Annotated in this window: 20 protein-coding genes and 2 pseudogenes; 16 read left to right on the top strand and 6 right to left on the bottom strand. The window is 67.2% G+C overall.

Annotation, left to right across the window (positions count from 1 at the left end; genetic code table 11):
- Positions 1 to 439: 439 nt before the first annotated feature.
- The gene (locus ASD21_RS09255) at positions 440 to 958 is read right to left on the bottom strand and encodes a GNAT family N-acetyltransferase (protein ID WP_056439939.1); all 519 of its coding nucleotides are present in this window, start codon (positions 956 to 958) and stop codon (positions 440 to 442) included.
- Between the two features lie 153 nt (positions 959 to 1111).
- Here ASD21_RS09255 and secG point away from each other — a divergent pair, with 153 nt between their 5' ends.
- The 13 genes and pseudogenes from secG to lpdA all read left to right on the top strand — a co-directional run bounded on the left by secG (position 1112) and on the right by lpdA (position 13303).
- A complete protein-coding gene (secG, locus tag ASD21_RS09250; RefSeq protein WP_056439936.1) occupies positions 1112 to 1648 on the top strand; it encodes a preprotein translocase subunit SecG in 537 nt (178 codons plus the stop codon).
- Between the two features lie 77 nt (positions 1649 to 1725).
- Positions 1726 to 3378, top strand: a complete 1653-nt coding sequence (locus ASD21_RS09245) for a CTP synthase (RefSeq protein ID WP_056439934.1) — start codon at positions 1726 to 1728, stop codon at positions 3376 to 3378.
- A 116-nt stretch (positions 3379 to 3494) separates the two neighbouring features.
- Positions 3495 to 3677, top strand: a complete 183-nt coding sequence (gene rpmF / locus ASD21_RS09240; RefSeq protein ID WP_007671126.1) for a 50S ribosomal protein L32 — start codon at positions 3495 to 3497, stop codon at positions 3675 to 3677.
- A gap of 184 nt (positions 3678 to 3861) precedes the next feature.
- The gene (locus ASD21_RS09235; RefSeq protein ID WP_056439932.1) at positions 3862 to 4890 is read left to right on the top strand and encodes a retroviral-like aspartic protease family protein; all 1029 of its coding nucleotides are present in this window, start codon (positions 3862 to 3864) and stop codon (positions 4888 to 4890) included.
- Between the two features lie 105 nt (positions 4891 to 4995).
- Positions 4996 to 6276 (top strand): phosphopyruvate hydratase, encoded by a 1281-nt coding sequence (gene eno / locus ASD21_RS09230; protein WP_056439929.1) that lies wholly within the window; start codon positions 4996 to 4998, stop codon positions 6274 to 6276.
- Positions 6277 to 6630: 354 nt separating this feature from the next.
- On the top strand, positions 6631 to 6927 hold the full coding sequence (locus ASD21_RS09225; RefSeq protein ID WP_028041682.1) for an FtsB family cell division protein: 297 nt from the start codon (positions 6631 to 6633) through the stop codon (positions 6925 to 6927).
- 162 nt (positions 6928 to 7089) lie between these two features.
- Positions 7090 to 8121, top strand: a complete 1032-nt coding sequence (gene pdhA / locus ASD21_RS09220) for a pyruvate dehydrogenase (acetyl-transferring) E1 component subunit alpha (RefSeq protein WP_056439928.1) — start codon at positions 7090 to 7092, stop codon at positions 8119 to 8121.
- On the top strand, positions 8118 to 9500 hold the full coding sequence (locus ASD21_RS09215) for a pyruvate dehydrogenase complex E1 component subunit beta (protein WP_056439926.1): 1383 nt from the start codon (positions 8118 to 8120) through the stop codon (positions 9498 to 9500). The genes pdhA and ASD21_RS09215 overlap by 4 nt, the downstream gene beginning before the upstream one ends.
- Positions 9421 to 9840, top strand: a pseudogene (locus ASD21_RS25225) (GFA family protein); the annotation flags it as partial. The gene ASD21_RS09215 and the pseudogene ASD21_RS25225, both read left to right, overlap by 80 nt.
- Positions 9841 to 9909: 69 nt before the next feature.
- A pseudogene (locus ASD21_RS24280) lies at positions 9910 to 9993 on the top strand (aldehyde-activating protein); the annotation flags it as partial.
- Between the two features lie 12 nt (positions 9994 to 10005).
- Positions 10006 to 11325, top strand: a complete 1320-nt coding sequence (locus tag ASD21_RS09205) for a pyruvate dehydrogenase complex dihydrolipoamide acetyltransferase (protein ID WP_056439922.1) — start codon at positions 10006 to 10008, stop codon at positions 11323 to 11325.
- A gap of 18 nt (positions 11326 to 11343) precedes the next feature.
- Positions 11344 to 11820: a glutathione peroxidase gene (locus ASD21_RS09200; RefSeq protein WP_056439920.1), complete on the top strand. Its 477-nt coding sequence runs from the start codon at positions 11344 to 11346 to the stop codon at positions 11818 to 11820.
- 82 nt (positions 11821 to 11902) lie between these two features.
- Positions 11903 to 13303, top strand: a complete 1401-nt coding sequence (gene lpdA / locus ASD21_RS09195; RefSeq protein WP_056439918.1) for a dihydrolipoyl dehydrogenase — start codon at positions 11903 to 11905, stop codon at positions 13301 to 13303.
- A gap of 73 nt (positions 13304 to 13376) precedes the next feature.
- On the opposite strand, the gene ASD21_RS09190 is transcribed toward lpdA, so the two are convergent.
- From ASD21_RS09190 to ASD21_RS09180, 3 genes are all read right to left on the bottom strand, one after another.
- The gene (locus ASD21_RS09190; protein ID WP_056439916.1) at positions 13377 to 13772 is read right to left on the bottom strand and encodes a DoxX family protein; all 396 of its coding nucleotides are present in this window, start codon (positions 13770 to 13772) and stop codon (positions 13377 to 13379) included.
- Between the two features lie 116 nt (positions 13773 to 13888).
- Complete coding sequence (locus tag ASD21_RS09185; protein ID WP_056439914.1) at positions 13889 to 15442, bottom strand: AMP-binding protein; 1554 nt, start codon at positions 15440 to 15442, stop codon at positions 13889 to 13891.
- Between the two features lie 143 nt (positions 15443 to 15585).
- Complete coding sequence (locus ASD21_RS09180; protein ID WP_056439912.1) at positions 15586 to 16656, bottom strand: serine aminopeptidase domain-containing protein; 1071 nt, start codon at positions 16654 to 16656, stop codon at positions 15586 to 15588.
- An 83-nt stretch (positions 16657 to 16739) separates the two neighbouring features.
- Here ASD21_RS09180 and lipA point away from each other — a divergent pair, with 83 nt between their 5' ends.
- Both lipA and ASD21_RS09170 read left to right on the top strand, forming a co-directional pair.
- Positions 16740 to 17732, top strand: coding sequence for a lipoyl synthase (gene lipA / locus ASD21_RS09175; RefSeq protein WP_056439910.1), 993 nt, complete (start codon positions 16740 to 16742; stop codon positions 17730 to 17732).
- Between the two features lie 2 nt (positions 17733 to 17734).
- A complete protein-coding gene (locus tag ASD21_RS09170; RefSeq protein ID WP_056439909.1) occupies positions 17735 to 18187 on the top strand; it encodes a type II toxin-antitoxin system RatA family toxin in 453 nt (150 codons plus the stop codon).
- 11 nt (positions 18188 to 18198) lie between these two features.
- Here ASD21_RS09170 and ASD21_RS09165 read toward each other — a convergent pair whose 3' ends face one another.
- Both ASD21_RS09165 and ASD21_RS09160 read right to left on the bottom strand, forming a co-directional pair.
- The gene (locus tag ASD21_RS09165; protein WP_056439907.1) at positions 18199 to 19002 is read right to left on the bottom strand and encodes an enoyl-CoA hydratase/isomerase; all 804 of its coding nucleotides are present in this window, start codon (positions 19000 to 19002) and stop codon (positions 18199 to 18201) included.
- Positions 19003 to 19103: 101 nt separating this feature from the next.
- Complete coding sequence (locus tag ASD21_RS09160; protein ID WP_056439905.1) at positions 19104 to 20165, bottom strand: GGDEF domain-containing protein; 1062 nt, start codon at positions 20163 to 20165, stop codon at positions 19104 to 19106.
- Positions 20166 to 20340: 175 nt separating this feature from the next.
- On the opposite strand from ASD21_RS09160, the gene ASD21_RS09155 reads away from it, so the two are divergent.
- Entirely contained in the window at positions 20341 to 21798 is a 1458-nt protein-coding gene (locus ASD21_RS09155) for a coniferyl aldehyde dehydrogenase (protein ID WP_056439902.1), read from the top strand.
- Positions 21799 to 22053 lie beyond the last annotated feature (255 nt).

The raw sequence follows: 22053 nt of genomic DNA, 5'->3' as shown, positions 1-22053 counted from the left end.
GATCTAAACCGGCCTGTTCCAGGATCAGTCGGAGTCGCCGACGGCCCCTTCCGGGCGACCTGATCCTGCCCGTCCGAGGGGGAACGTCGATCGGGATGAAACAGGCCCTCAATCGACGTCCCTCGGTCAAAACGGTTCGGCGGAGCGGTCAGGTCCAGCCGAAACGCACATCCAAACCCACGGTCATCCGGGCTGGGCCCGGACCGCTCCGCGCCTCCCCATCCACTCGTCGCGAAAGCTCGAGGGCGAGACGCCGTGTCTGTGACGCCGTGCCCGCGAACACTTGCCCCCACCTGACCGCTTCGCGGTCTGTCCGCCCCCACAGGGGGCGGAGGACGCGCGCACAGTCCCTCTTCCCCCTGTGGGGGAAGACGACCGCGAAGCGGTCCGTAGGGGGCAAGCGGTCGCCACACGGAGCCCTTCGGAGAGACCCCTGTCCCTAGAACAACAACCCGAAGATTCGGCAGTCGCGGCGTTCGCCGTCGCGGTCGACGTGGCCCTTCAGATAGCCCTCCTGCTCGAAGCCCAGCTTCTGCAGCACCTTCTCGGCCCGGCCGTCGCCGACGTGGGTGCGGGCGATCATCCGCTTGAGGCCCAGGGTCGAGGCGCAATAGGCCAGCAGGGCGGCGGCGGCCTCGGTGGCGTAGCCCCGGCCCCAGCCTTCGCGGGCGACGATGAAGCCCAGTTCGCAGCGATGATGTCGCCAATCCAGGTCGAGCAGCTCGCAATAGCCCAGGAAGCGGCCGGTCTTGGTCAGGCGAATCCCCCAGTACATCGCCCGGCGCTCCTCCATCTCGGCCACCTGGGAGGCGACCGCGGCCGCGACCTCGTCGGGATCCTCGATGGCGGCCCGGTCCCAGTGGGCCATCACCTCCGGATCACTCATGAACGGGTAGACGAGGGGGGCGTCCTCAAGGGTCAGCGGCGTCAGGCTAAGGCGTTCGGTCTCGAGGATCATGCGCGAGAATGGACCCGATGCGGACTGGAGGAATGGTCTTGAGTGAAGCCGGTTCGTCCCCAGCTATGGCGCGTGCCCTTTGCAAGTGATAGAGGGGCCGCTTCGTTTTTCACGGCGGAAACGTCCGTCGCCCGGATCGAGATCGATTTAGACATGCTCATCGGCGTTCTGCTGACCATCAACATCATCGTTTGCATCGCCCTGATCGGCGTGGTGCTGATGCAGCGCTCCGAAGGGGGCGCTCTAGGCATGGGCGGCGGCGGCGGCGGTTTCATGACCGCGCGAGGCGCGGGCGATCTTTTGACGCGCACGACCTGGATCCTGTTCTCGATCTTCCTGATCATCAGCCTGGCCCTGACCATCCTGACGGGCCGCATGGGCTCCAGCAATTCGGTGGTCGATCGCCTGAAGCTCGACGGCCTGGACAGCAAGACCCTGAACGCCGCCCCGCTGCCGGCCGGTCCGACCGCTCCGGCCCCGACGACGACCGTTCCGGTCCCGTCCGCGCCGGCGGCCGCCGGTCCGGCCGCGATCGAAGCCCCGACTCCGCAGATCGGCGCACCGACCCCGACCGTCTCGGCGCCCAAGCCCGCCGCGCCGGCCGCCAAGGCCCCGGCCAAGGCTCCCGTCGCCGCGCCGGTTCCGGTGATCAACGCTCCGGCTCCGACCGACCAAAAGCCGGCCCAGTAAGGGTCGGCGGCATTTTACTGTTGATGAACGGCGGTCTTTTCGCCGCTTGCCCCGAATCGCGGCTAATCTGATCGCCCATGACCCGGTACATCTTCATCACCGGCGGCGTGGTTTCCTCATTGGGAAAAGGCCTCGCCTCCGCAGCGCTCGGAGCGCTCCTGCAGGCTCGCGGCTACAAGGTTCGCCTTCGTAAGCTCGACCCTTATCTCAACGTCGATCCGGGCACGATGAGCCCGTATCAGCACGGCGAGGTGTTCGTCACCGACGACGGCGCCGAGACCGACCTGGACCTCGGCCACTACGAGCGTTTCACCGGCGTCTCGGCGACCAAGGCCGACAACATCACCACCGGCCAGATCTACAAGACGATCATCGAGAAGGAGCGTCGCGGCGACTATCTGGGCGCGACCGTCCAGGTGATTCCGCACGTCACCAACGAGATCAAGGACTTCGTCCTGTCGCCGGCGCTCGACGAGACGGGCGAGAAGCCGGTCGACTTCGTGCTGGTCGAGATCGGCGGCACGGTGGGCGACATCGAGGGCCTGCCGTTCTTCGAGGCCATCCGCCAGCTGCGTCAGGATCTGCCGCGCAACCAGAGCTGCTACGTGCACCTGACCTTGCTGCCGTTCATCAAGACGGCCGGCGAGATGAAGACCAAGCCGACGCAGCACTCGGTCAAGGAACTGCGCTCGATCGGCATCCAGCCGGACATCCTGCTGTGCCGCTGCGAGCAGGAGATCCCGGTCGAGGAAAAGCGCAAGATCGCCCAGTTCTGCAACGTGCGTCCCAGCGCCGTGATCCAGGCGATGGACTCATCGTCGATCTACGCGGTGCCGATCGACTACCACAAGGAAGGCCTGGACGCCGAGGTGCTGGACGTGTTCGGCATGAGCGACGCGCCCAAGCCGGACCTCTCGCGTTGGGAGGCGATCGACCAGACCGTCAACCACCCGGACGGCGAAGTGACCATCGCGGTGGTCGGCAAGTACACGGTCCTGAAGGACGCCTACAAGTCGCTGATCGAGGCCCTGCACCACGGGGGGCTGGCCAACAAGGTCAAGGTCAACCTGGACTGGGTCGAGAGCGAGACCTTCGAGGGCGACGAGGGCGCGGCCGCGGCCCGCCTGGAGAACGCCCACGCCATCATGGTGCCCGGCGGCTTTGGCGAGCGGGGGGCGGAAGGCAAGATCCGCGCCGCCCAGTTCGCCCGTGAACGCAAGGTGCCGTACTTCGGCATCTGCTTCGGCATGCAGATGGCGGTCATCGAGACCCTGCGCAACGTGGCTGGGATCAAGGACGCCTCGTCCAGCGAGTTCGGGCCCACCGAGCGTCCCGTGGTCGGCATCATGACCGAGTGGATCAAGGGCAACGAGACGGTCCAGCGGCGCAGCAACGACGATCTGGGCGGCACCATGCGCCTGGGGGCCTACGAGGCCGTCCTGACGGCCGGTTCGAAGGTCGCCGAGATCTACGGGACCACCGACATCAGCGAGCGCCACCGCCACCGCTACGAGGTCAACATCGGCTACGCCCACCTGATGGAGGACGCCGGCCTGAAGCTGACCGGCCGCTCGCCCAACGGCGTGCTGCCCGAGATCGTCGAGCGCGAGGACCATCCGTGGTTCATCGGGGTGCAATATCACCCCGAACTGAAGAGCCGTCCGTTCGCCCCGCACCCCCTGTTCGCCAGCTTTATCGCGGCGGCGAAAGAGCAGGGACGACTCGTCTAACAAGCCCGGTTGCATCTCCGGAGAGTTTCAGGCATAAGCGCGCCCTCACACGGCGGCCTGGGTCTTCCCCGAGTCGCCGTCTCTAATTTTCAAGCTCAGCGAGCAGAGTCACTTCGATGGCCGTTCCCAAAAGAAAAACTTCGCCTTCTCGCCGGAACATGCGCCGGTCGCACCACGCCCTGGGCGCCAATTCCTTCGTGGAAGACAAGGACTCGGGCGAACTGCGCCGTCCGCACCACGTCGACCTGAAGACCGGTCTGTACAACGGCAAGCAGATCCTGACGCCGAAGGAAGACTAGCCTTCGGTCCGTTTCCGCCCCGGCGGAACGACAAGACGAAAGCTTGAAAGGCGGCGGTCTCCGGACCGCCGCCTTTTCGCTTTTTCCCGCCTGCGATGAACTGCTTTTCCCGCGCGTCAAACGGCGGCTATTTCGACAACGCTGTCGAAAAACCGTGTTATCTTGGCGGCAGGGAGATTCACCCATGCTCACACGCCGAAACCTCGCGGCGGGACTGGGATTGTCGCTGATGGCCGAGCAGGCCTGGGCTCGATCCTCGACGCCCGCGCCGCTGCTGCAGAAGACGTCGCTGCAAACCTCGCCCACGCCGGCCCCGCCGGCGCCGGCCGGCGTGCTTCCACCGGCCGAGGCCGAGGCTCCGCCCTTCCTGCTCGACACGGCGCTGGACGCGACCGACCGCATGACGGTCGAGGTGTTCATCAACGAGCAGGGGCCGTTCAACTTCGTGGTCGACACCGGCGCCGACCGCAGCGCGTTGTCGACGACGCTGGTGGCCCGGCTGGGCCTGGAACCAGGCCGCACCGTGATGCTGCACGGGGTCGGCGGCTCCGCCCTGACCCCCACGGCCAAGGTGGGGCTGATGGTGGCCGGCGATTCGCGCATGAAGGACTCCGAATTGCCGGTGCTCCCGCCCGAGCGCCTGGGCGTGGACGGCCTGCTGGGCGTCGACATGCTCGAGAACCGCAATGTCATCATGGATTTTCGCCGCAAGCGGCTGGAGGTCCGTCGCAGCACCGCCCTGTCCGGTGCCTTCCCCGGCGTGCGCGAGGTCTCGGTGCTCGCGGACGCTCGTTTCGGCCGGCTGGCGGTCGCCAACGCCCGGGTCAGCGGCGTGCGCTGCGTGGCTTTCATCGACTCCGGTTCCGGCGCCAGCATGGGCAACATGGCCCTGGCCGAGGCGATCAAGCTGCGTGTGCGCCGCCATCCCGAGCCCTCCATGGCCATTCGGCTGATCGGCGCGGCGGGGGAGGAGACGATGGGCGAGATGCGCGTCGTCCGCTCGATAGAACTGGGCGCCTTGCGAATGACCAACCTGCCGCTGGTGCTGGCCGATCTGCACATCTTCGACGTCTGGAACCTCAACAGCCGGCCCGCCGTGCTGCTCGGCGTCGACGTGCTGAAGATGTTCGCCCGGGTCGAGCTCGACTTCGGATCGGACCGAGTGAAGTTCCGTCTCGGCAAGGGCTGGACCCCGCCCATCCTGGAGGCTTGAGAAGAGGGCGCGGGCCGAACGTTCGTTCCGACGATCCAGCGAGCGCCGGTTGCGGTTCGGGGTCCGCGCCGCTAAGGGGAAGCGCCTTTTGAAAGGGGAGCTCCCATGACCGAGATCGTCGACATCATCGCCCGCGAAATCCTGGACAGCCGCGGCAATCCGACGGTCGAGGTCGACGTCGTCCTGGAAGACGGGGCCTTTGGCCGCGCCGCCGTGCCGTCGGGCGCCTCGACCGGCGCCCACGAAGCGGTCGAAAAGCGCGACGGCGACAAGGGCCGCTACGACGGCAAGGGCGTCAAGGCGGCTGTGGACGCGGTCAACGGCGAGCTGTTCGACGCGCTGTCGGGCGTCGACGCCGAAGACCAGCGCCGCATCGACAACCTGATGATCGAACTGGACGGCACGCCCAACAAGAGCCGCCTGGGCGCCAACGCCATCCTCGGCGTCTCGCTGGCCACCGCCAAGGCCGCGGCCGAGTCGGCCGGCCTGCCGCTCTACAAATACGTCGGCGGCGTCTCGGCTCGCGTCCTGCCGGTGCCGATGATGAACATCATCAACGGCGGCGCCCATGCCGACAACCCGATCGACATCCAGGAATTCATGATCCTGCCGACCGGCGCCCCGACCTTCGCCGAGGCCCTGCGGATGGGCGCGGAGATCTTCCACGGCCTGAAGAAGGCCCTGAAGGACGCCGGCCATAACACCAACGTCGGCGACGAAGGCGGCTTCGCCCCCAACCTCGGCTCGGCCGAGGACGCGCTGGCCTTCATCGTCAAGGCGGGCGAAGCGGCCGGCTACAAGTCTGGCGAGGACTTCGTCCTGGGCCTGGACGTCGCCGCCACCGAGTTCTTCAAGAACGGCAAATACGAGCTGGAAGGCGAAGGCAAGAGCCTGGATCCGGCCCAGATGGTCGACTACCTGGCCAACCTGGCCGACAAGTTCCCGATCCTGTCGATCGAGGACGGCATGTCGGAGGACGACTTCGAAGGCTGGAAGCTGCTGACCGACAAGCTGGGCAAGAAGGTTCAGCTGGTCGGCGACGACCTGTTCGTCACCAACCCCAAGCGCCTGCAGCTGGGCCTGGACAAGGGCCTGGCCAACTCGATCCTGATCAAGGTCAACCAGATCGGCACCCTGTCGGAAACCATCGACGCCGTCGATCTGGCCCACCGCAACGCCTACACCAGCGTGATGAGCCACCGCTCGGGCGAGACCGAGGACAGCACCATCGCCGACCTGGCGGTCGCCCTGAACTGCGGTCAGATCAAAACGGGTTCGCTGGCCCGCTCGGACCGGCTGGCCAAGTACAATCAACTGCTGCGTATCGAGGAGGCTCTCGACGATCAGGCTGTCTATGCCGGTCGCGCGGTGCTCAAGGGCCGCTAAGATCCAGCGTCCACGACGATGAAAGGCGGCGCTACCAGCGCCGCCTTTTTCGTTTCAAACGCTACGATTCTCAGGCTGGAGACCTCGATCGCCCGCTTTCGAGGCGCCGGGCGCCAAAATTCACCAACAATTTTTCTAAAAGCAAAAGCCGTCGCGCACCGCACCGCCGCAGAAAACGCCGCCGAACCGCTGTTCAGATGCTGCGACGCGGTATCTAGATGCCCTTGAAACCATCTCAAATGAAAGTGTTGGAGAGCTGCTTTCGAGGTCTTGCCTCCACTCGCTCAAACCCCCCGTTTAGTAAGGCGTTAAGCCTGATCGGGCAGGGTAAACCTACCCTCCTGGGAATCGCTGATGTTCGCCCGACTGCAACCTCTTCTGCCGACCGCGGCGCTCCTTCTGCTGATCACCTACTTCGTGTTTCACGCCCTGACGGGCGAACGCGGACTGTTGTCGACGTCGCAGCGCAACGCAGATCTCGCCGCCAAGACGCTGGAGTTGAAGAAGATCCGCGCCGAAAGGATGGACCTGGAGGCCCGTGCTCGTCTATTACGCAGCGGCAGTTTGTCGGCGGACCTCCTGGAAGAACGCGCGCGTTCGCTCCTGGGATATGCCGACCCCAAGGACTATGTGATCCGCACCCCGCGCTGAGCGTTTGGTGGGAGACCCGGTCCTCGGCTCTGCCGGCGGATCAGGCGAGCCTGGCCCGTTTCGGGTTTGACAAAGGACCTCCACCTACGCGGAACCGAAGGTTCATTCGGCCGGTGGGCGTCCAGGAGTAGGCCGCGATGAAGATTGGCCAGGGAGAGTTGAATGGCGCGTACGCGCAAGGGTGAAGCCCCCGCGGGGAAGGCCGATGCCACCGGTGTCAACGCCTTCGTCGGCAAGGACGAGCTTCTGAAATTCTACCAAGACATGCTGCTGATCCGCCGCTTCGAGGAGCGAGCCGGCCAGCTGTACGGCATGGGCCTGATCGGCGGGTTCTGCCACCTCTACATCGGCCAAGAAGCCATCGCGGTCGGCATGCAGTCGATCAAGGTCAAGGGCGATCAGATCATCACCGGCTACCGTGACCACGGCCACATGCTGGCCGCCGGCATGGATCCGAACGAAGTCATGGCCGAGCTGACCGGCCGCGCGGGCGGTTCGTCGCGCGGCAAGGGCGGCTCGATGCACATGTTCGACGTCGAAACCGGCTTCTACGGCGGTCACGGCATCGTCGGCGCGCAGGTGTCGCTCGGCACCGGCCTGGCGCTGAACAACCACTATCGCGGCAACGGCAACGTCGCCTTCGCCTATTTCGGCGACGGTGCGGCCAACCAGGGCCAGGTCTACGAGAGCTTCAACATGGCCCAGCTGTGGAAGCTGCCGGTCGTGTACGTGATCGAGAACAACCAGTACGCCATGGGCACCAGCGTCGAGCGCTCGGCGTCGGAGACCGCCTTCCACAAGCGCGGCACCTCGTTCCGGATCCCGGGCGAGGAAGTCGACGGCATGGACGTGATCGCCGTGGCCGAGGCCGGCGCCCGCGCCGCCGAGCACGCCCGCAGCGGCCAGGGCCCGTTCATCCTCGAGATGAAGACCTATCGCTATCGCGGCCACTCGATGTCCGACCCGGCCAAGTACCGGACCAAGGACGAGGTCGACAACGTCAAGCAGACGCGCGACCCGATCGACCACCTGAAGGAGCGCCTGGCCAAGGCCGGCGTCACCGAGGACGATCTGAAGGTCGTCGACGCCGAGGTGAAGCGCATCGTGGCCGAGGCGGCCGAGTTCGCCCGCACCAGCCCCGAGCCCGATCCTTCCGAACTCTACACCGACGTATACCTGGAGGCCGCCCAGTGACGGACATCCTGATGCCCGCCCTGTCCCCGACGATGGAAGAGGGGACCCTGGCCAAGTGGCTGGTCAAGGAAGGCGACACCGTCAAGGCCGGCGACGTGATCGCCGAGATCGAGACCGACAAGGCGACGATGGAAGTCGAAGCCGTCGACGAGGGCGTGATCGAAGCCATCGTCGTGCCCGCCGGATCCGAGAACGTGAAGGTCAACACCCTGATCGCCAAGCTGAAGGGCGAGGGTGAAGCCGCTTCGCCGGCCCCGGCCGCCGCTCAGGCCGCCGCGCCCGTCGCCGAAGCCGCTCCGACTCCGGTCGTCGCGCCCGCCGCGGCGCCGATCTCGGCCGCCTCGACCTTCGCCGATCCGGAAATCCCGGAAGGCACGCCGCTGAAGAAGATCACGGTCCGTGACGCCCTGCGCGACGCCATGGCCGAAGAGATGCGCCGCGACGACAAGGTCTTCCTGATGGGCGAGGAAGTCGCCCAATACCAGGGCGCCTACAAGGTCAGCCGCGACCTGCTGCAGGAGTTCGGCGACAAGCGTGTCATCGACACCCCGATCACCGAGCACGGCTTCGCCGGCCTCGGCGTCGGCGCGGCCATGGCCGGCCTGAAGCCGATCGTCGAGTTCATGACCTGGAACTTCGCCATGCAGGCGATCGACCAGATCATCAACTCGGCCGCCAAGACGCTGTACATGTCGGGCGGTCAGATCAAGTCGTCGATCGTGTTCCGCGGCCCCAACGGCGCGGCCTCGCGGGTCGGCGCCCAGCACAGCCAGGACTACGCGGCCTGGTACGGCAACGTTCCTGGCCTGAAGGTCGTCGCGCCCTACGACGCGGCCGACGCCAAGGGCCTGATGAAGGCGGCCATCCGCGATCCGAACCCGATCGTCTTCCTCGAACACGAGATGATGTACGGCCACGAGTTCGACATCCCGGACGTCGAGGACTGGGTCGTGCCGATCGGCAAGGCCAAGATCCGCCGCTTCGTCGCCGAGGGCCACACCGGTCCGAGCGTCACCATCGCCACCTATTCGCGGATGGTCGGCTTCGCCCTCCAAGCCGCCGAAGAGCTGGCCAAGGAAGGCATCGAGGCCGAGGTCGTCGACCTGCGCACGATCCGTCCGATGGACCACGCCACGATCCTGGAAAGCGTCAAGCGGACCAACCGTCTCGTGACGGTCGAGGAAGGCTGGGGCCCGATGGGCGTCGGCGCCGAGATCGTCGCCCGCATCACCGAGTTCGGCTTCGACTACCTGGACGCCCCGCCGCTGCGGGTTCACCAGGAAGACGTGCCGCTGCCCTATGCGGCGAACCTGGAAGCCCTGTCGCTGCCGTCGGTCCCCAAGATCGTCAAGGCGGCCAAGGCGGTCTGCTACCGGTGATCGTCCGGTCCGCTCCTCTAGGCCCAGGCCTGTGCGAGCGGGCAGGGAGGCCCTCATGAGTCAGACCCTCAACGGCTCCTGCCACTGCGGCGCGGTGCACGTGCAGCTCGACCCCGGCAAGCCGGTGGCCGAGCTGGCCTTTCGGGCTTGCCAGTGCTCGTTCTGCCGTCGGCAGGGCTCGCGGACGACCAGCGATCCGGGCAGCCGCCTGCACATCACCGCCGCTCCGGGATCGCTGATGCGCTACCGGTTCGGGCGGCGGGCGGTGGATTTCCTGATCTGCCGGGAATGCGCCGTCTACGTGGCGGCGATGATCGAGGACGAGGGCCAGGCCTACGCCACCCTCAACGTCGTGGGGACCGACCTGCCGGGTTTCGCCGATCGCGAGCCTGAACGGCTGGACTATCACGACGAAACGGACGAACAACGCCTTGCCCGTCGCAAGGCCAAATGGACGCCGACCACTTTGGTCGAAGCCGTCCCGAACGCTTGAGGAAGAAGCTCAATGTCGATCGACATCCTGATGCCCGCCCTGTCGCCCACCATGGAGGAGGGGACCCTCGCCAAGTGGCACGTCAAGGTCGGCGACACCGTCAAGGCCGGCGACGTGATCGCCGAGATCGAGACCGACAAGGCGACGATGGAAGTCGAAGCCGTCGACGAAGGCGTGGTCGAGGCCATTCTCGTCGACGCCGGGACCGAGAACGTCAAGGTCAACGCCCTGATCGCCAAGCTGGCCGGCGAGGGCGAGAGCCCCGCGCCGCCGCCCGCCAAGGCCGCCCCGGCCGCCGAGGCCCCGAAGGCCGCTCCGGCTCCCGCCGCGCCCGTCCAGGTCGCCGGCGAGACCGCCGCGCCCGCCAAGCCGGCTCCCGCCGCCGCCCAAAGCACGGCTCAGGCCGGCGACCGCGTGTTCGCCTCGCCGCTGGCCCGCCGCCTGGCCTCGGCCGCGAACCTGGACCTGAAGGCGATTGCCGGCACGGGCCCGCACGGCCGCGTGGTCAAGGCCGACGTCGAGGCCGCCCAGAAGGGCGGCGCGACCGCCAAGGCCGCTCCGGCCTCGGCGCCCGCGGCCGGCTCGACCGCCGCGGCCGCGCCCCGCGCCCACCTGTCGCTCGAGCAGCAGGGCATCCCCGCCGGCTCCTACGACCTCGTCCCGCTGGACGGCATGCGCAAGACCATCGCGCGCCGCCTGACCGACAGCTTCCGCGACGTGCCGCACTTCCCGCTGACGATCGATCTGGAGATCGACGCCCTGCTGGCCGCGCGCGGCAAGATCAACAGCCTGCTGGCCGACCAGGGCGTGAAGGTGTCGGTCAACGACATCATCATCAAGGCCGTGGCCGTGGCCCTCAAGCGCGTGCCGGAGGCCAACGCCTCCTACACGCCCGAGGGCATCGCCATGCACCATCACGCCGACATCGCGGTGGCCGTGGCCATCGATGGCGGCCTGATCACCCCGATCGTCCGCGCCGCCGAGACCAAGGGCCTGGCCCAGATCTCGGCCGAGGTGAAGGACCTGGCGGCCCGCGCCAAGTCCAAGAAGCTGAAGCCCGAGGAATTCCAGGGCGGCACCTTCTCGGTCTCCAACCTCGGCATGTTCGGCATCAAGGCCTTCGCCTCGATCATCAACGAGCCGCAGGGCGCGATCATGAGCGTCGGGGCCGGCGAGCAGCGTGCGGTGGTCAAGGACGGCCAGCTGGCCGTGGCCACGGTGATGACCGTCACCCTGACCTGCGACCACCGCGTGGTCGACGGCGCCATCGGGGCCAAGTTCCTGGCCGCCTTCAAGCCGCTGATCGAAGAGCCGCTGACCCTGATCGTCTAATCGAAGGGGAGGGCAGGGATGTCCGTCTACGACTACTCCGCCAAGACGCTGGACGGCCAGGACGCGAGCCTGGCCGACTATCGCGGCCGGGTGCTGCTGATCGTCAACACGGCCAGCAAGTGCGGCTTCACCCCGCAGTACGAGGGGCTGGAGACGCTGTACCGGGAGTACAAGGACAAGGGCTTCGCGGTCCTGGCCTTCCCCTGCAACCAGTTCGGGGCGCAGGAGCCCGGGAACGCCGAGGAGATCGCGAACTTCTGTTCGCTGACCTACGACGTGACGTTCCCGGTCCTGGCCAAGATCGACGTCAACGGCCCTTCGGCCCATCCGCTCTATGCCTATCTCAAGCATGAGCAGAAGGGCCTGCTGGGCACCGAGGCGATCAAGTGGAACTTCACCAAGTTCCTGGTCGGCCGCGACGGCGAGGTCGTCGAGCGTTTCGCCCCCACCACCAAGCCTGAAGACCTCAAGCTCGCCGTCGAGGCGCTGCTTTAAGATTCTCCTGGACCGGCCCTAGGCCGATCGACCGACGCTGACGGCTCCCCCCGACGGCGTCAAAAGCTAGGATACGAAAGACATGTCCACGGAATTCGACGTCGTCGTCATCGGGGCCGGCCCCGGCGGTTATGTGGCCGCGATCCGCGCCAGCCAGCTGGGTCTGAAGACGGCGATCATCGAGCGCGAGGCCCTGGGCGGCATCTGCCTCAACTGGGGCTGCATCCCGACCAAGGCGCTGCTGAAGTCCGGCGAGATCTACGAGCAGCTGTCGCACCTGGGCGGCTACGGCCTGTCGGTCGAGAAGGCCTCGTTCGACTTCGCCAAGATCATCGACCGCTCGCGCGGCGTGGCCAAGACCATGTCCTCGGGCATCGCCTTCCTGATGAAGAAGCACAAGATCGAGGTCGTCGAGGGCGAGGCCAAGCTCGAGAAGGGCAGCCCGTCGCCCAAGGTCGTCGTGGCCCTGAAGGCCGGCGGCAGCCGCACGATCCAGGCCAAGAGCGTGATCCTGGCCAGCGGCGCCCGGGCCCGCGAGATCGCCGCCATCGGCGCGGTCTCGGACGGCGACAAGATCTGGACCTATCGCGACGCCCTGGCCCCCAAGACCATGCCCAAGTCTCTGGTCGTCATCGGCTCAGGCGCCATCGGCATCGAGTTCGCCAGCTTCTACCGCGCCCTGGGCGCGGAGGTGACCGTGGTCGAGGCCGTGGACCGCATCATGCCGGTCGAGGACGCCGAAGTCTCCAAGGCCGCCCAGAAGGCCTTCGAGAAGCGCGGCATCACCTTCCGCATCGGCGCCAAGGTGACCAAGGTCGAGAAGACCAAGGACGGCGTCTCGGTGGCCATCGAGGTCGGCGGCAAGGCCGAGACCCTGACCGCCGCCGTCTGCATCGTCGCGGTCGGCATCGCGCCGAACACCGAGGGCCTGGACGCCATCGGCCTGAACATGGATCGCGGCCACGTCGTCACCGGCAAGCATGGCGAGACCAACGTGCCTGGCCTCTACGCCATCGGCGACGCCGCCGGCCCGCCGTGGCTGGCGCACAAGGCCAGCCACGAGGGCATTCACGCAGCCGAGCACATCGCCGGCTACAAGACGCCCGCCGTCAACTCGCCGATCCCGGGCTGCACCTACGCCAATCCGCAGGTCGCCTCGGTGGGCATGACCGAAGCCGCGGCCAAGGCCGCCGGCATCGACGTCAAGGCCGGCCGCTTCCCGTTCCGCGTCAACGGCAAGGCCGTGGCGGCGGGCGAGATCGAGGGCTTCGTCAAGACGGTGTTCGACGGCAAGACCGGCGCCCTGATCGGCGCCCACATGATCGGCCACGAGGTCACCGAGATGATCCAGGGCTTCGTCACGGCCATCACGCTGGAAGCCACCGAGGAAGACCTGCACGGCATCGTCTACGCCCACCCGACCATGTCGGAAGCCATGCACGAAGCCGCGCTCGACGCCTACGGCCGCGTCCTGCACATCTAGGCTTGGTCTAAGGGCAAAAGGAAAGGGCGGCGCTCGATCCGAGCGCCGCCCTTTTTTGCTGATCGAGGCGGGGTTAGGGCCGCTTGCGCACCTGGGCGTCGACGCTCCACTCACCCGGTCCGGCGAAGGCCAGGTACAGGAAGACGAAGCAGAACAGGATCGCCGGCTCGCCGCCGTTCAGCCCCGGCCAGAAGCCTTGCGAGAAGTGGGCCAGGAAATAGGCGACCGCCATCTGTCCGGACAGCACGAAGGCCACGGGGCGGGCGAACAAGCCCAGCACAAGCAAGGCGCCGCCGACGATCTCCAGCCAGGCGGCGGCCAGCAGCATGGGCGGCAGCGGGTCCGGCGCGCCGGGCTGGGCGGCCGGGAAATGGAACACCTTCATCAGGCCGTGTTCCATGAAGAGCAGGGCGGCGATGATCCGCAACAGGCTGAGGACGCGCGGCGTCCATACGATCAGTCGTTCCATGTGATTTCCCCTCTGGTGTTATCGACGCGGCGACAAGGAAAGCTGTCGTCCCGGGACGCGCACTGTACTGAGGTCGGGCCATCGGAACGGCCGGGGACGCGCGTCCCCGATCACGATCAAGCGGCCTTGGCGTCCTGATCGGCCATCCGCTGGATGGCGACATAGTCGGTCTTGCCGCTGCCCAGCACCGGCACCTGGGTGACCTTGAGGATCTTGCGGGGCACCGCCAGCTCGGGCGCGCCAATGCTCTGGGCGTGGGCCACCAGCGAGGTGACCGCGGCGTCCTGCCGATCGGTGACCAGGACCAGCTTCTCGCCCTTCTTCTTGTCGGGCATCGAGATGACGGCATGGCGGCCGTCGGGCCACACGGCGCTGGCCAGATCCTCGGCGGCGGTCAGCGAGACCATCTCGCCGCCGATCTTGGCGAAGCGCTTCACCCGGCCCTTGATGGTGATCCACAGATCGTCGGTGACGGTGACCACGTCGCCGGTGTCGTGCCAGCCGCCCTCGGGGGCGTCGACCCCGCCGTCCTCGCGCAGATAGCCCGACATGATGTTGGGACCGCGCACCAGCAGGCGGCCGCCCCCGGCGATGCCTTCGACCGGCTCGATCTTCCATTCCTGGCCGGGCAGCAGGCCGCCGACGGTCCCCCGGCGATTGTCGTCGGGCTTGTTGACCGCGATCACCGGCGAAGCCTCGGTGGCGCCGTAGCCTTCGAGAACCGGCACCGGGCCGAATTTCTCGTTGATGAGATTGTGGGTCTCTTCCCGAACCTTTTCAGCGCCGCAGACGATGAACTTCAGGCCGGAAAGCTCATCGCCTTCCGAAGCCCGGGCGTACTGGTTGACGAAGGTGTCGGTGGCCAGCAGCACCGAGGCCTTGGCGTCCTTCAGCAACGAGGGGATCTGCTTGGTGTGCAGCGGCGAGGGATACTGGAAGGCCTTCATGCCGGTCAGCAGCGGCAGGATCACTCCACCGGTCAGGCCGAAACAGTGGAACACCGGCAGCGGGTTGAAGAACACCCAGGCCGGATCCAGTTCGATATGGGCGGCGATCTGCATCGCGTTGGAGACCAGGTTAGCCTGGCTCAGCACCACGCCGCGCGGCGCGCCGAAGCTGCCCGAGGTGAACAGCACCACGCCCGGGTCCGACGGCTTGGCGTGGGCGCGGAGTCTGCGTGGGAAGGCCCCGGCCACGGCGGCGAACAGCTTGTCGCCAATGCCGATCGTGCCGCGCACGTCTTCCAGATAGGTGATCGTCGCCTTCGCCTCGAGGGCGTCGACGATGTCGTGCAGCTTGCCCAGTTCGATGAACTTGTGGGCCGTCAGCACGCGCTTGACCCCAGCCAGCTCGCAGGCGGCGCGCAGGTTGCGCAGGCCGGCGGTGAAGTTGAGCATGGTCGGCACCCGGCCGAAGGCGTGCAGGGCGAAGAAGGTCACCACCGCCCCCGAACCCGACGGCAGCAGCACGCCGACATGCTCGCCCGGCTTGGTCATGGCCGCGATCTTGCGGCCAAGCGCGAAGCTCGCGCGCACCAGGTCGGTGTAGCTGAGTGGATTGCGGTCCTGGTCCTCCAGGATCAGCTTTTTGGCGCCGTACTTGTCGCGAGCGTCGAGCAGGGCGTCGAAGAGGGCCTTCTGGCCGTCCTGCGTATTGAAAACTACCGGCATGCCGGCGAAACCTCCCGGAAGCGCGACGTCGCGCGCTCGTCTAATTGAAGCGGGACCCTAGCGACGGCGTGTCGCTTTGCAAACACCCGTTCCGTGCGCGGAAGCGCACCGGTCCTTCTAAAATGCGCTCGACCCCTTGTCGTTCAAGGCCTGGCGGACGGAGAAGCCTTGCGAGGGCGCAGGGTCTGGTCGATCGCCTTCAGCCATGGATCGCGCACCGAATCTGTCTCCAGATGCAGGGCGTGGCGCGCCGCGGGATAGCGAATCTCGACGCAGCGGGGCAGGGCGGCGCAGGTCGTGCTCTGGGGGCGCGGCAGGGCTTTGACGTCCTTTCCCGCGTCCAGCATCACGACGGGGGTGTCAACCCGCTTCAGGTCGCGTCCCGTGGCGTCCACCGCGTCGTAGAAGGCCGCGTACCAGGCCAGGCTCGGCGCGCCCATCCGCAGGTCGGGATTGGCCAGTTGCCAGGCCTGCTGCACCGCGCCGCGCGCCCGATCGTGGGTGAGCTTGGCGCCGAAGCTGTCCTGGCCGTCGCGCTTCCAGCCGGCTTGCCCAGGGTAGCGCACGAAGCCCAGCTTCAGGCCCCGCGCCCAGCGGGCGAGGTGGATCAGGTCGTTCTTGGCGCGCGGCGGATCAGCCAGATCGAAGGTCGGCGCGGAGAGGATCGCGACATCGGCCTGCAGACCTTCCTCAAGAGCTCGCAACGCGACCAGCCCACCGTCGCCGGCGCCCAGGATCACGAACGGGTCGCGGCCCCCCACGCCCCCTTGAGGCGGCCGGATCACCGCCTTGACCATCGCCTTGGTCGCCGTGACGTCGGGCGCGAAGCTGATGGCGTGGCCCAGGTCGCGCCATGGGGCGGCGCGTTCGGACCCGCCCTGGCCCTGCCGCTCCAGGATCCAGACGACGTAGCCTCTGTCGTTGAGATCGCGGGCTGTCTCGAACCAGCCCTCGGCCGACTCGCCATAGGCCGGCAGGATCAGGATCTGCCCCCTCGGCGCGCCATGGGGCGCGGAGACGCCGTAGCGCTGCACGAGGTCGTCTCCGACCTTCACATAGCCCCAGGCCCAGCCCGCCGGCGGCTGGAACCGAACGTCCAGGGACGGGGGCGTCCGGCTCTCCGCGAACGGCGCGCGGGCGCCCTCGTCGCCACAGGAGACGAGCGGCAAGGCCAGCAGGCAAGCCCAGGCTGCAACAGGGAGACGGCGACGCATTCCAGGCACTCTTTTCGCGCCTTTGCGTCACATGCAAGAACACAAGCTTGATCCGGAGGCCAAGAAGGCCGATCTAGGCCGTTATGGTCACCTTGATCGACACGCTGAACGCCCGCGCTTCCGAGGCCCCCCCTTCTGAAGAGCGCGCCGTCCGTCACCCCGAAAAGCAGAACCGCCCCGATACGCCGGTCCTGCGCAAGCCCGAATGGCTGCGTGTCCGCGCGCCCGGCTCGCCCGGCTATAACGAGACCCGGAGCATCGTCCGCGATCACAAGCTGACCACGGTCTGCGAAGAGGCCGCTTGCCCGAATATCGGCGAGTGCTGGAGCCAGAAGCACGCGACCATGATGATCATGGGCGAGATCTGCACGCGGGCCTGCGCCTTCTGCAACGTCACGACCGGTCTGCCCAACGCCCTGGACGCCGATGAACCCCGCCGCGTGGCCGAGGCCGTCGCCAAGATGGGCCTCAAGCACGTGGTCATCACCTCGGTCGATCGCGACGACCTGGCCGACGGCGGCGCCCAGCACTTCGCCCAGGTGGTCCTGGCCATCCGCGCCGCCGCGCCGGGCACGACGATCGAGATCCTGACACCGGACTTCCTGCGCAAGGACCGGGCCGAGAACGTGGTCATCGACGCCCGTCCGGACGTCTTCAACCATAATCTAGAGACCGTGCCGCGGCTCTATCTGAAGATCCGCCCCGGCGCCCGCTACTATCACTCCCTGCGCCTGCTGGAGCGGGTCAAGGAGCGCGATCCCTCCCAGTTCACCAAGTCCGGCCTGATGGTCGGCCTGGGCGAAACCAAGGAGGAGGTCATGCAGGTGATGGACGACATGCGTTCGGCCGGCGTCGACTTCATCACCATCGGCCAGTACCTGCAGCCGACCCGCAAGCACGCCGCCATCGATCGCTTCGTGCCCCCCGACGAGTTCAAGGCCTATGAGGCCATCGCCCGGGCCAAGGGCTTCCTGATGGTCTCGGCCAGCCCGCTGACCCGCTCGTCGCACCACGCCGGCGAGGACTTCGCCAAGCTGCAGGCCGCGCGCCGGGCGCTGGACGCCAAGAGCGCCTAGTCTTGCACCGTCACGTCGTCACCCGGGTGCTGCCCTATGCGCCCGAGCAGCTGTTCACGCTGGTCGGGGATGTGGAGGCCTATCCGCAGTTCGTGCCGTGGATCACGGCCATGCGCACCTGGAACGGCCGCGCCGACGCCCAGGTCTCGACCGTGGACGCCGAGGCCCAGGTGGGGTTCTCGTTCCTGCGCGAGAAGTTCGCCACCCGGGTGCGGCGCGACGCGGCCGCCCTGACGGTGGACGTCAGCCTGCTCTACGGCCCGTTCAAGCGGCTCTCGAACCAGTGGCGCTTCTCGCCGCACGAGGCTGGAACGACCGTGGAATTCGTCATCGACTTCGCGTTCAAGTCGAAGATCCTCGACGCCATGCTGGCCGCCAATCTTGATCGGGCGGCCAACACGCTGATCGGCTGTTTCGAGGACCGCGCCCGGACGATCTACGGCGTGAAAGCCTAGCGGCTCCTAGTCTAGCGCCCCTTGAAGGCCGCGGGGCGTTTCTGCAGGAAGGCGCTGACGCCCTCGATGAAGTCGTCGGTCTTGCCGGCCGCCTTCTGGGCATGGCGCTCGGCATGCAGTTGACCCACCCAGTCGGCGTCGAGGCTGTTCCAGACCAGCTTGCGGATCGCCGACAGGGCGGCGGGACCGGCGGCCAGCTCCTTGGCGATGGTCGTGGCGGTCGCCATCAGTTCGGCGTCGGGCACGCAGCGATTGATCAGGCCCCAGGACAGAGCGGTGGCGGCCGGGATCTTGTCGCCCAGCAGCATCATCTCCATGGCCCGCGCCTTGCCGATCAGGCGGGGCAGCAGGTAGGTCGAGCCGCCGTCCGGCACCAGACCGATGCGTCGGAACGCCTGCAGGAAATAGGCGCTCTCGGCGGCCACCACGATGTCGCCCAGCAGGGCGATCGAGCAGCCGACGCCGGCAGCCGGCCCGTTGATCGCCGTGACGATCGGCAGGGGGAAGTCGCGCAGCAGGCTGACCAGCGGGTTGTAGGTGCTTTCCAGGGCCGAGCCGGCGTCCGGCTTGCCGTCGACATCGGCCTCGCGGCCGGCCGCGCCGCCCCCCGACAGATTCGCGCCCGAGCAGAAGCCGCGGCCTTCGCCGGTCAGGATCACGGCGCGCGCCGCGACCTTGCCGGCCGCCACCGAGCTGAAGGCGTGGGCCAGCTCTCGGGCCATCTCCAGGCTGGCGGCGTTGAGGGTGGCGGGATCGGCGAGGGTGATGACGGCCAGGCCGTCGGCGGCCTCGAGCCGGATCTTCTCGTAGGTCATGACGTCCTCCCAAGGCTTTGTCGCTCTTGCCGGAGTCTAGGCGCGACTAACCTTGGGGAAGACCAGAAAAATCTGAGACGCCCTCGTTGAGGGCGCTCAAATCAGGCCGCGTTGGCCGAGTTCGGCTTGCTCTCGGCGGCGGTGACGCGATTGCGGCCGCCGCGCTTGGAGGTGTAGAGCGCCGCATCGGCGCGTTCCATGACCGAGTGGCCGGTCTCGCCCGGGCGACGCTCGGCGAAGCCCGACGAGATGGTGATCGCGCCCAGGTCCTCGTTGGTCGAGCGGCGCTTGAGCATGCGCGAGGACACTTCGACCCGGATTTCCTCGAGCGTGCCGGCGACGATGGCGGCCGACTCCCGCGGGAAGATCATCGCGAACTCCTCGCCGCCGTAGCGGGCGGCGAAGCGGGGCGGGGCGGCCACGCGGCCGATGACGCTGGCGACGTAACGGATGACCTGGTCGCCCGTCTGGTGGCCCCAGGTGTCGTTGAAGCCCTTGAAGTGGTCGATGTCGAGCACGGCCAGGCAGATGGTGGTGCCGGCTTCGTCGGCCTCGGAACAGGCGCGGTCGAGCTCTTCGTCGAAGGCCTTTCGGTTGGCCAGGTTGGTCAGGCCGTCGGTGGTGGCGTCGCGGCGCACCTGTTCCAGGTGTTCGCGCAGACGGTCGACCTCGGCGGTGGATTCCGCCAGGCGGGTCTCCAACGACTTGTTTTCTTTCTGGACGCGGCGGGTGGCGTCGGCCAGGCCGCTGACGACGGCCTTGAGCTTGCCGACGTCCTGCGAAGCGTCCAATTCCTTGGCCGCGCCAGTCAACGTCTTGCCGTAGGCGGAGTTGCTCTTCTGGGCGTCCTGAATGGCCTTGGAGACCGATTCCAGTTCCTTGCTCAGCAGGTCGCCGGCGTCGCGGATCTGTTCGTTCAGCTTGGCCTTGGGCAGATAGGTCGCGGCCAGTTCTTCGCTGAGCAGCTCGGTGAGCGGTTCGCCCAGCGAGATCAGGCGGGTGAGTTCGCGGGCCAGCGCGCCGTCGGGATCGGCGACGAAGTGGGTCCACAGCTCGAAGTTCAGCGCGGTCGGCCAGACCTGGTGGCGCTCCATCAGGCTCAGCGCGCGGCCGGCGATCTTGTAGGCTTCAGGGCCGCGCAGCGTGGTCTCGACGTCCGACATCTCTAGTCCCCCAACAGCGTCGCATCGCCCGGATGCTCGCTTGGAGCCTCAATCTAGGCCGAAGAGTTCAAACGAGCCGTTAAGAACGAACGACGTTCACTTGCGTGTTCCTCCCGTCACAAGCATTGTGAACAGCGATAAGATGAGCCTGTAGGCCGCTGGGAGGAACCTGACCGTGAACGCGCCCGCCAACCTCAACCTGGAATCGTCCAAGGCCTCGCTTCTGAAAATCCTGGAAGCGCAGAAGGCCGCGCACCTGCGACAAGGGGCCCCGACCGCTGAACGCCGCATCGACTGGCTCGATCGCTGCATCGGCCTGCTGGTCGATCACCAGGTCGAGATCGCCGAGGCCCTGAACGCCGATTTCGGGGCGCGTTCGAAGGACGCCACGGGACTGACCGACATCGCCGGCTCGATCGGTCCGCTGAAATACGCCAAGGAAAACCTCGCCAAGTGGATGCGTCCGGAAAAACGCAAGACCACGCCGGCGATCCTGGGCCTGTTCGGCGCCAAGGCCGAGGTCCAGTACCAACCCAAGGGCGTGGTCGGGGTGATCAGCCCCTGGAACTTCCCGGTCAACCTGACCTTCGCGCCGCTGGCCGGCGTGCTGGCGGCCGGCAATCGGGCGATGATCAAGCCGTCCGAGTTCACGCCGATCACGTCCGAACTGATGAAGACGATGTTCGCCAAGGTCTTCTCGGAGGAGGAAATCGCGGTGATCACCGGCGGGCCCGAGGTCGGACAGGCCTTCACCAGCCTGCCGTTCGACCATCTGGTCTTCACCGGGGCGACCTCGGTGGCGCGCCATGTGATGCGGGCCGCGGCCGAGAACCTGGTTCCGGTGACCCTGGAGCTGGGCGGCAAGAGCCCGGTGATCCTGTCGCGCGGCGCCGACATGGCCACGGCCGCGGCGCGGATCATGAACGGCAAGACGTTGAACGCCGGCCAGATCTGCCTGGCCCCCGACTATGTGCTGGCGCCGGCCGACCAGATCGACAATTTCGTGGCCGAGGCCAAGGCGGCCGTGGCCCGGACCTTCCCGACCCTCAAGGACAATCCCGACTACACCGCCGTGGTCGCCCAGCGGCACTATGACCGGATCAAGGGGCATGTGGACGACGCCCGGGCCAAGGGCGCGACGATCGTCGAGATCAATCCGGCCGGCGAGGATCTCAGCCAGCAGGAGCATCGCAAGATCGCCCCGACCCTGATCCTCAATCCGACCGACGACATGACGGTGATGCAGGATGAGATCTTCGGTCCGGTTCTGCCGGTGAAGACCTACGGCAAGGTCGAGGAGGCGGTGGACTACATCAACGCCCACGACCGGCCGCTGGGGCTCTACTGGTTCGGAACCGACGCCGCCGAGCGCGACATGGTGCTGGATCGCACGACCAGCGGCGGGGTGACGGTCAATGACGTGATCTTCCATGTCGCCCAGGAGGACCTGCCGTTCGGCGGCGTCGGCCCGGCGGGGATGGGCAGCTACCACGGCCGCGACGGCTTCATGGAGTTCAGCCACAGGAAGGCGGTGTTCCATCAGTTGAAGAAGGACATCGCCCCGATGCTGGCCCTGCGTCCGCCCTATGGCGCGGCGATCCGCAAGTATCTGGCGGGGCAGATCAAGAAGTAGGGTGGGAGGCACAGGCCCTCCCCCAGTGGGGGAGGCGATCGCGCAGCGATCGGTGGGGGAGGATTAGGGCGGCTGATCGTAGATTTGGCCATCGGCCGATCACTCCCCCCTCCGTCGGCTTCGCCGACACCTCCCCCACGGGGGGAGGACCTTGGATGCACGGCTTCGCCGCCTCACGCGGATCACCGCTGAGCTGGTGGGAGGGTGCGAAGCGCCCGGGCCTCGCCCGGATGATTTGCAGTTTTGATTACCGTT

The sequence above is a fragment of the Caulobacter sp. Root1455 genome (genome assembly GCF_001426905.1).
Lineage (GTDB): Bacteria > Pseudomonadota > Alphaproteobacteria > Caulobacterales > Caulobacteraceae > Caulobacter.
This window is presented reverse-complemented; position numbering and strand designations above follow the sequence as displayed.

Coding starts and splice junctions, on each gene's coding strand:
- ASD21_RS09255 (WP_056439939.1), bottom strand. CDS start 958: ATGATCCTCGAGACCGAACGCCTTAGCCTGACGCCGCTGACCCTTGAG.
- secG (WP_056439936.1), top strand. CDS start 1,112: ATGCTCATCGGCGTTCTGCTGACCATCAACATCATCGTTTGCATCGCC.
- ASD21_RS09245 (WP_056439934.1), top strand. CDS start 1,726: ATGACCCGGTACATCTTCATCACCGGCGGCGTGGTTTCCTCATTGGGA.
- rpmF (WP_007671126.1), top strand. CDS start 3,495: ATGGCCGTTCCCAAAAGAAAAACTTCGCCTTCTCGCCGGAACATGCGC.
- ASD21_RS09235 (WP_056439932.1), top strand. CDS start 3,862: ATGCTCACACGCCGAAACCTCGCGGCGGGACTGGGATTGTCGCTGATG.
- eno (WP_056439929.1), top strand. CDS start 4,996: ATGACCGAGATCGTCGACATCATCGCCCGCGAAATCCTGGACAGCCGC.
- ASD21_RS09225 (WP_028041682.1), top strand. CDS start 6,631: ATGTTCGCCCGACTGCAACCTCTTCTGCCGACCGCGGCGCTCCTTCTG.
- pdhA (WP_056439928.1), top strand. CDS start 7,090: ATGGCGCGTACGCGCAAGGGTGAAGCCCCCGCGGGGAAGGCCGATGCC.
- ASD21_RS09205 (WP_056439922.1), top strand. CDS start 10,006: ATGTCGATCGACATCCTGATGCCCGCCCTGTCGCCCACCATGGAGGAG.
- ASD21_RS09200 (WP_056439920.1), top strand. CDS start 11,344: ATGTCCGTCTACGACTACTCCGCCAAGACGCTGGACGGCCAGGACGCG.
- lpdA (WP_056439918.1), top strand. CDS start 11,903: ATGTCCACGGAATTCGACGTCGTCGTCATCGGGGCCGGCCCCGGCGGT.
- ASD21_RS09190 (WP_056439916.1), bottom strand. CDS start 13,772: ATGGAACGACTGATCGTATGGACGCCGCGCGTCCTCAGCCTGTTGCGG.
- ASD21_RS09185 (WP_056439914.1), bottom strand. CDS start 15,442: ATGCCGGTAGTTTTCAATACGCAGGACGGCCAGAAGGCCCTCTTCGAC.
- ASD21_RS09180 (WP_056439912.1), bottom strand. CDS start 16,656: ATGCGTCGCCGTCTCCCTGTTGCAGCCTGGGCTTGCCTGCTGGCCTTG.
- lipA (WP_056439910.1), top strand. CDS start 16,740: ATGGTCACCTTGATCGACACGCTGAACGCCCGCGCTTCCGAGGCCCCC.
- ASD21_RS09165 (WP_056439907.1), bottom strand. CDS start 19,002: ATGACCTACGAGAAGATCCGGCTCGAGGCCGCCGACGGCCTGGCCGTC.
- ASD21_RS09160 (WP_056439905.1), bottom strand. CDS start 20,165: ATGTCGGACGTCGAGACCACGCTGCGCGGCCCTGAAGCCTACAAGATC.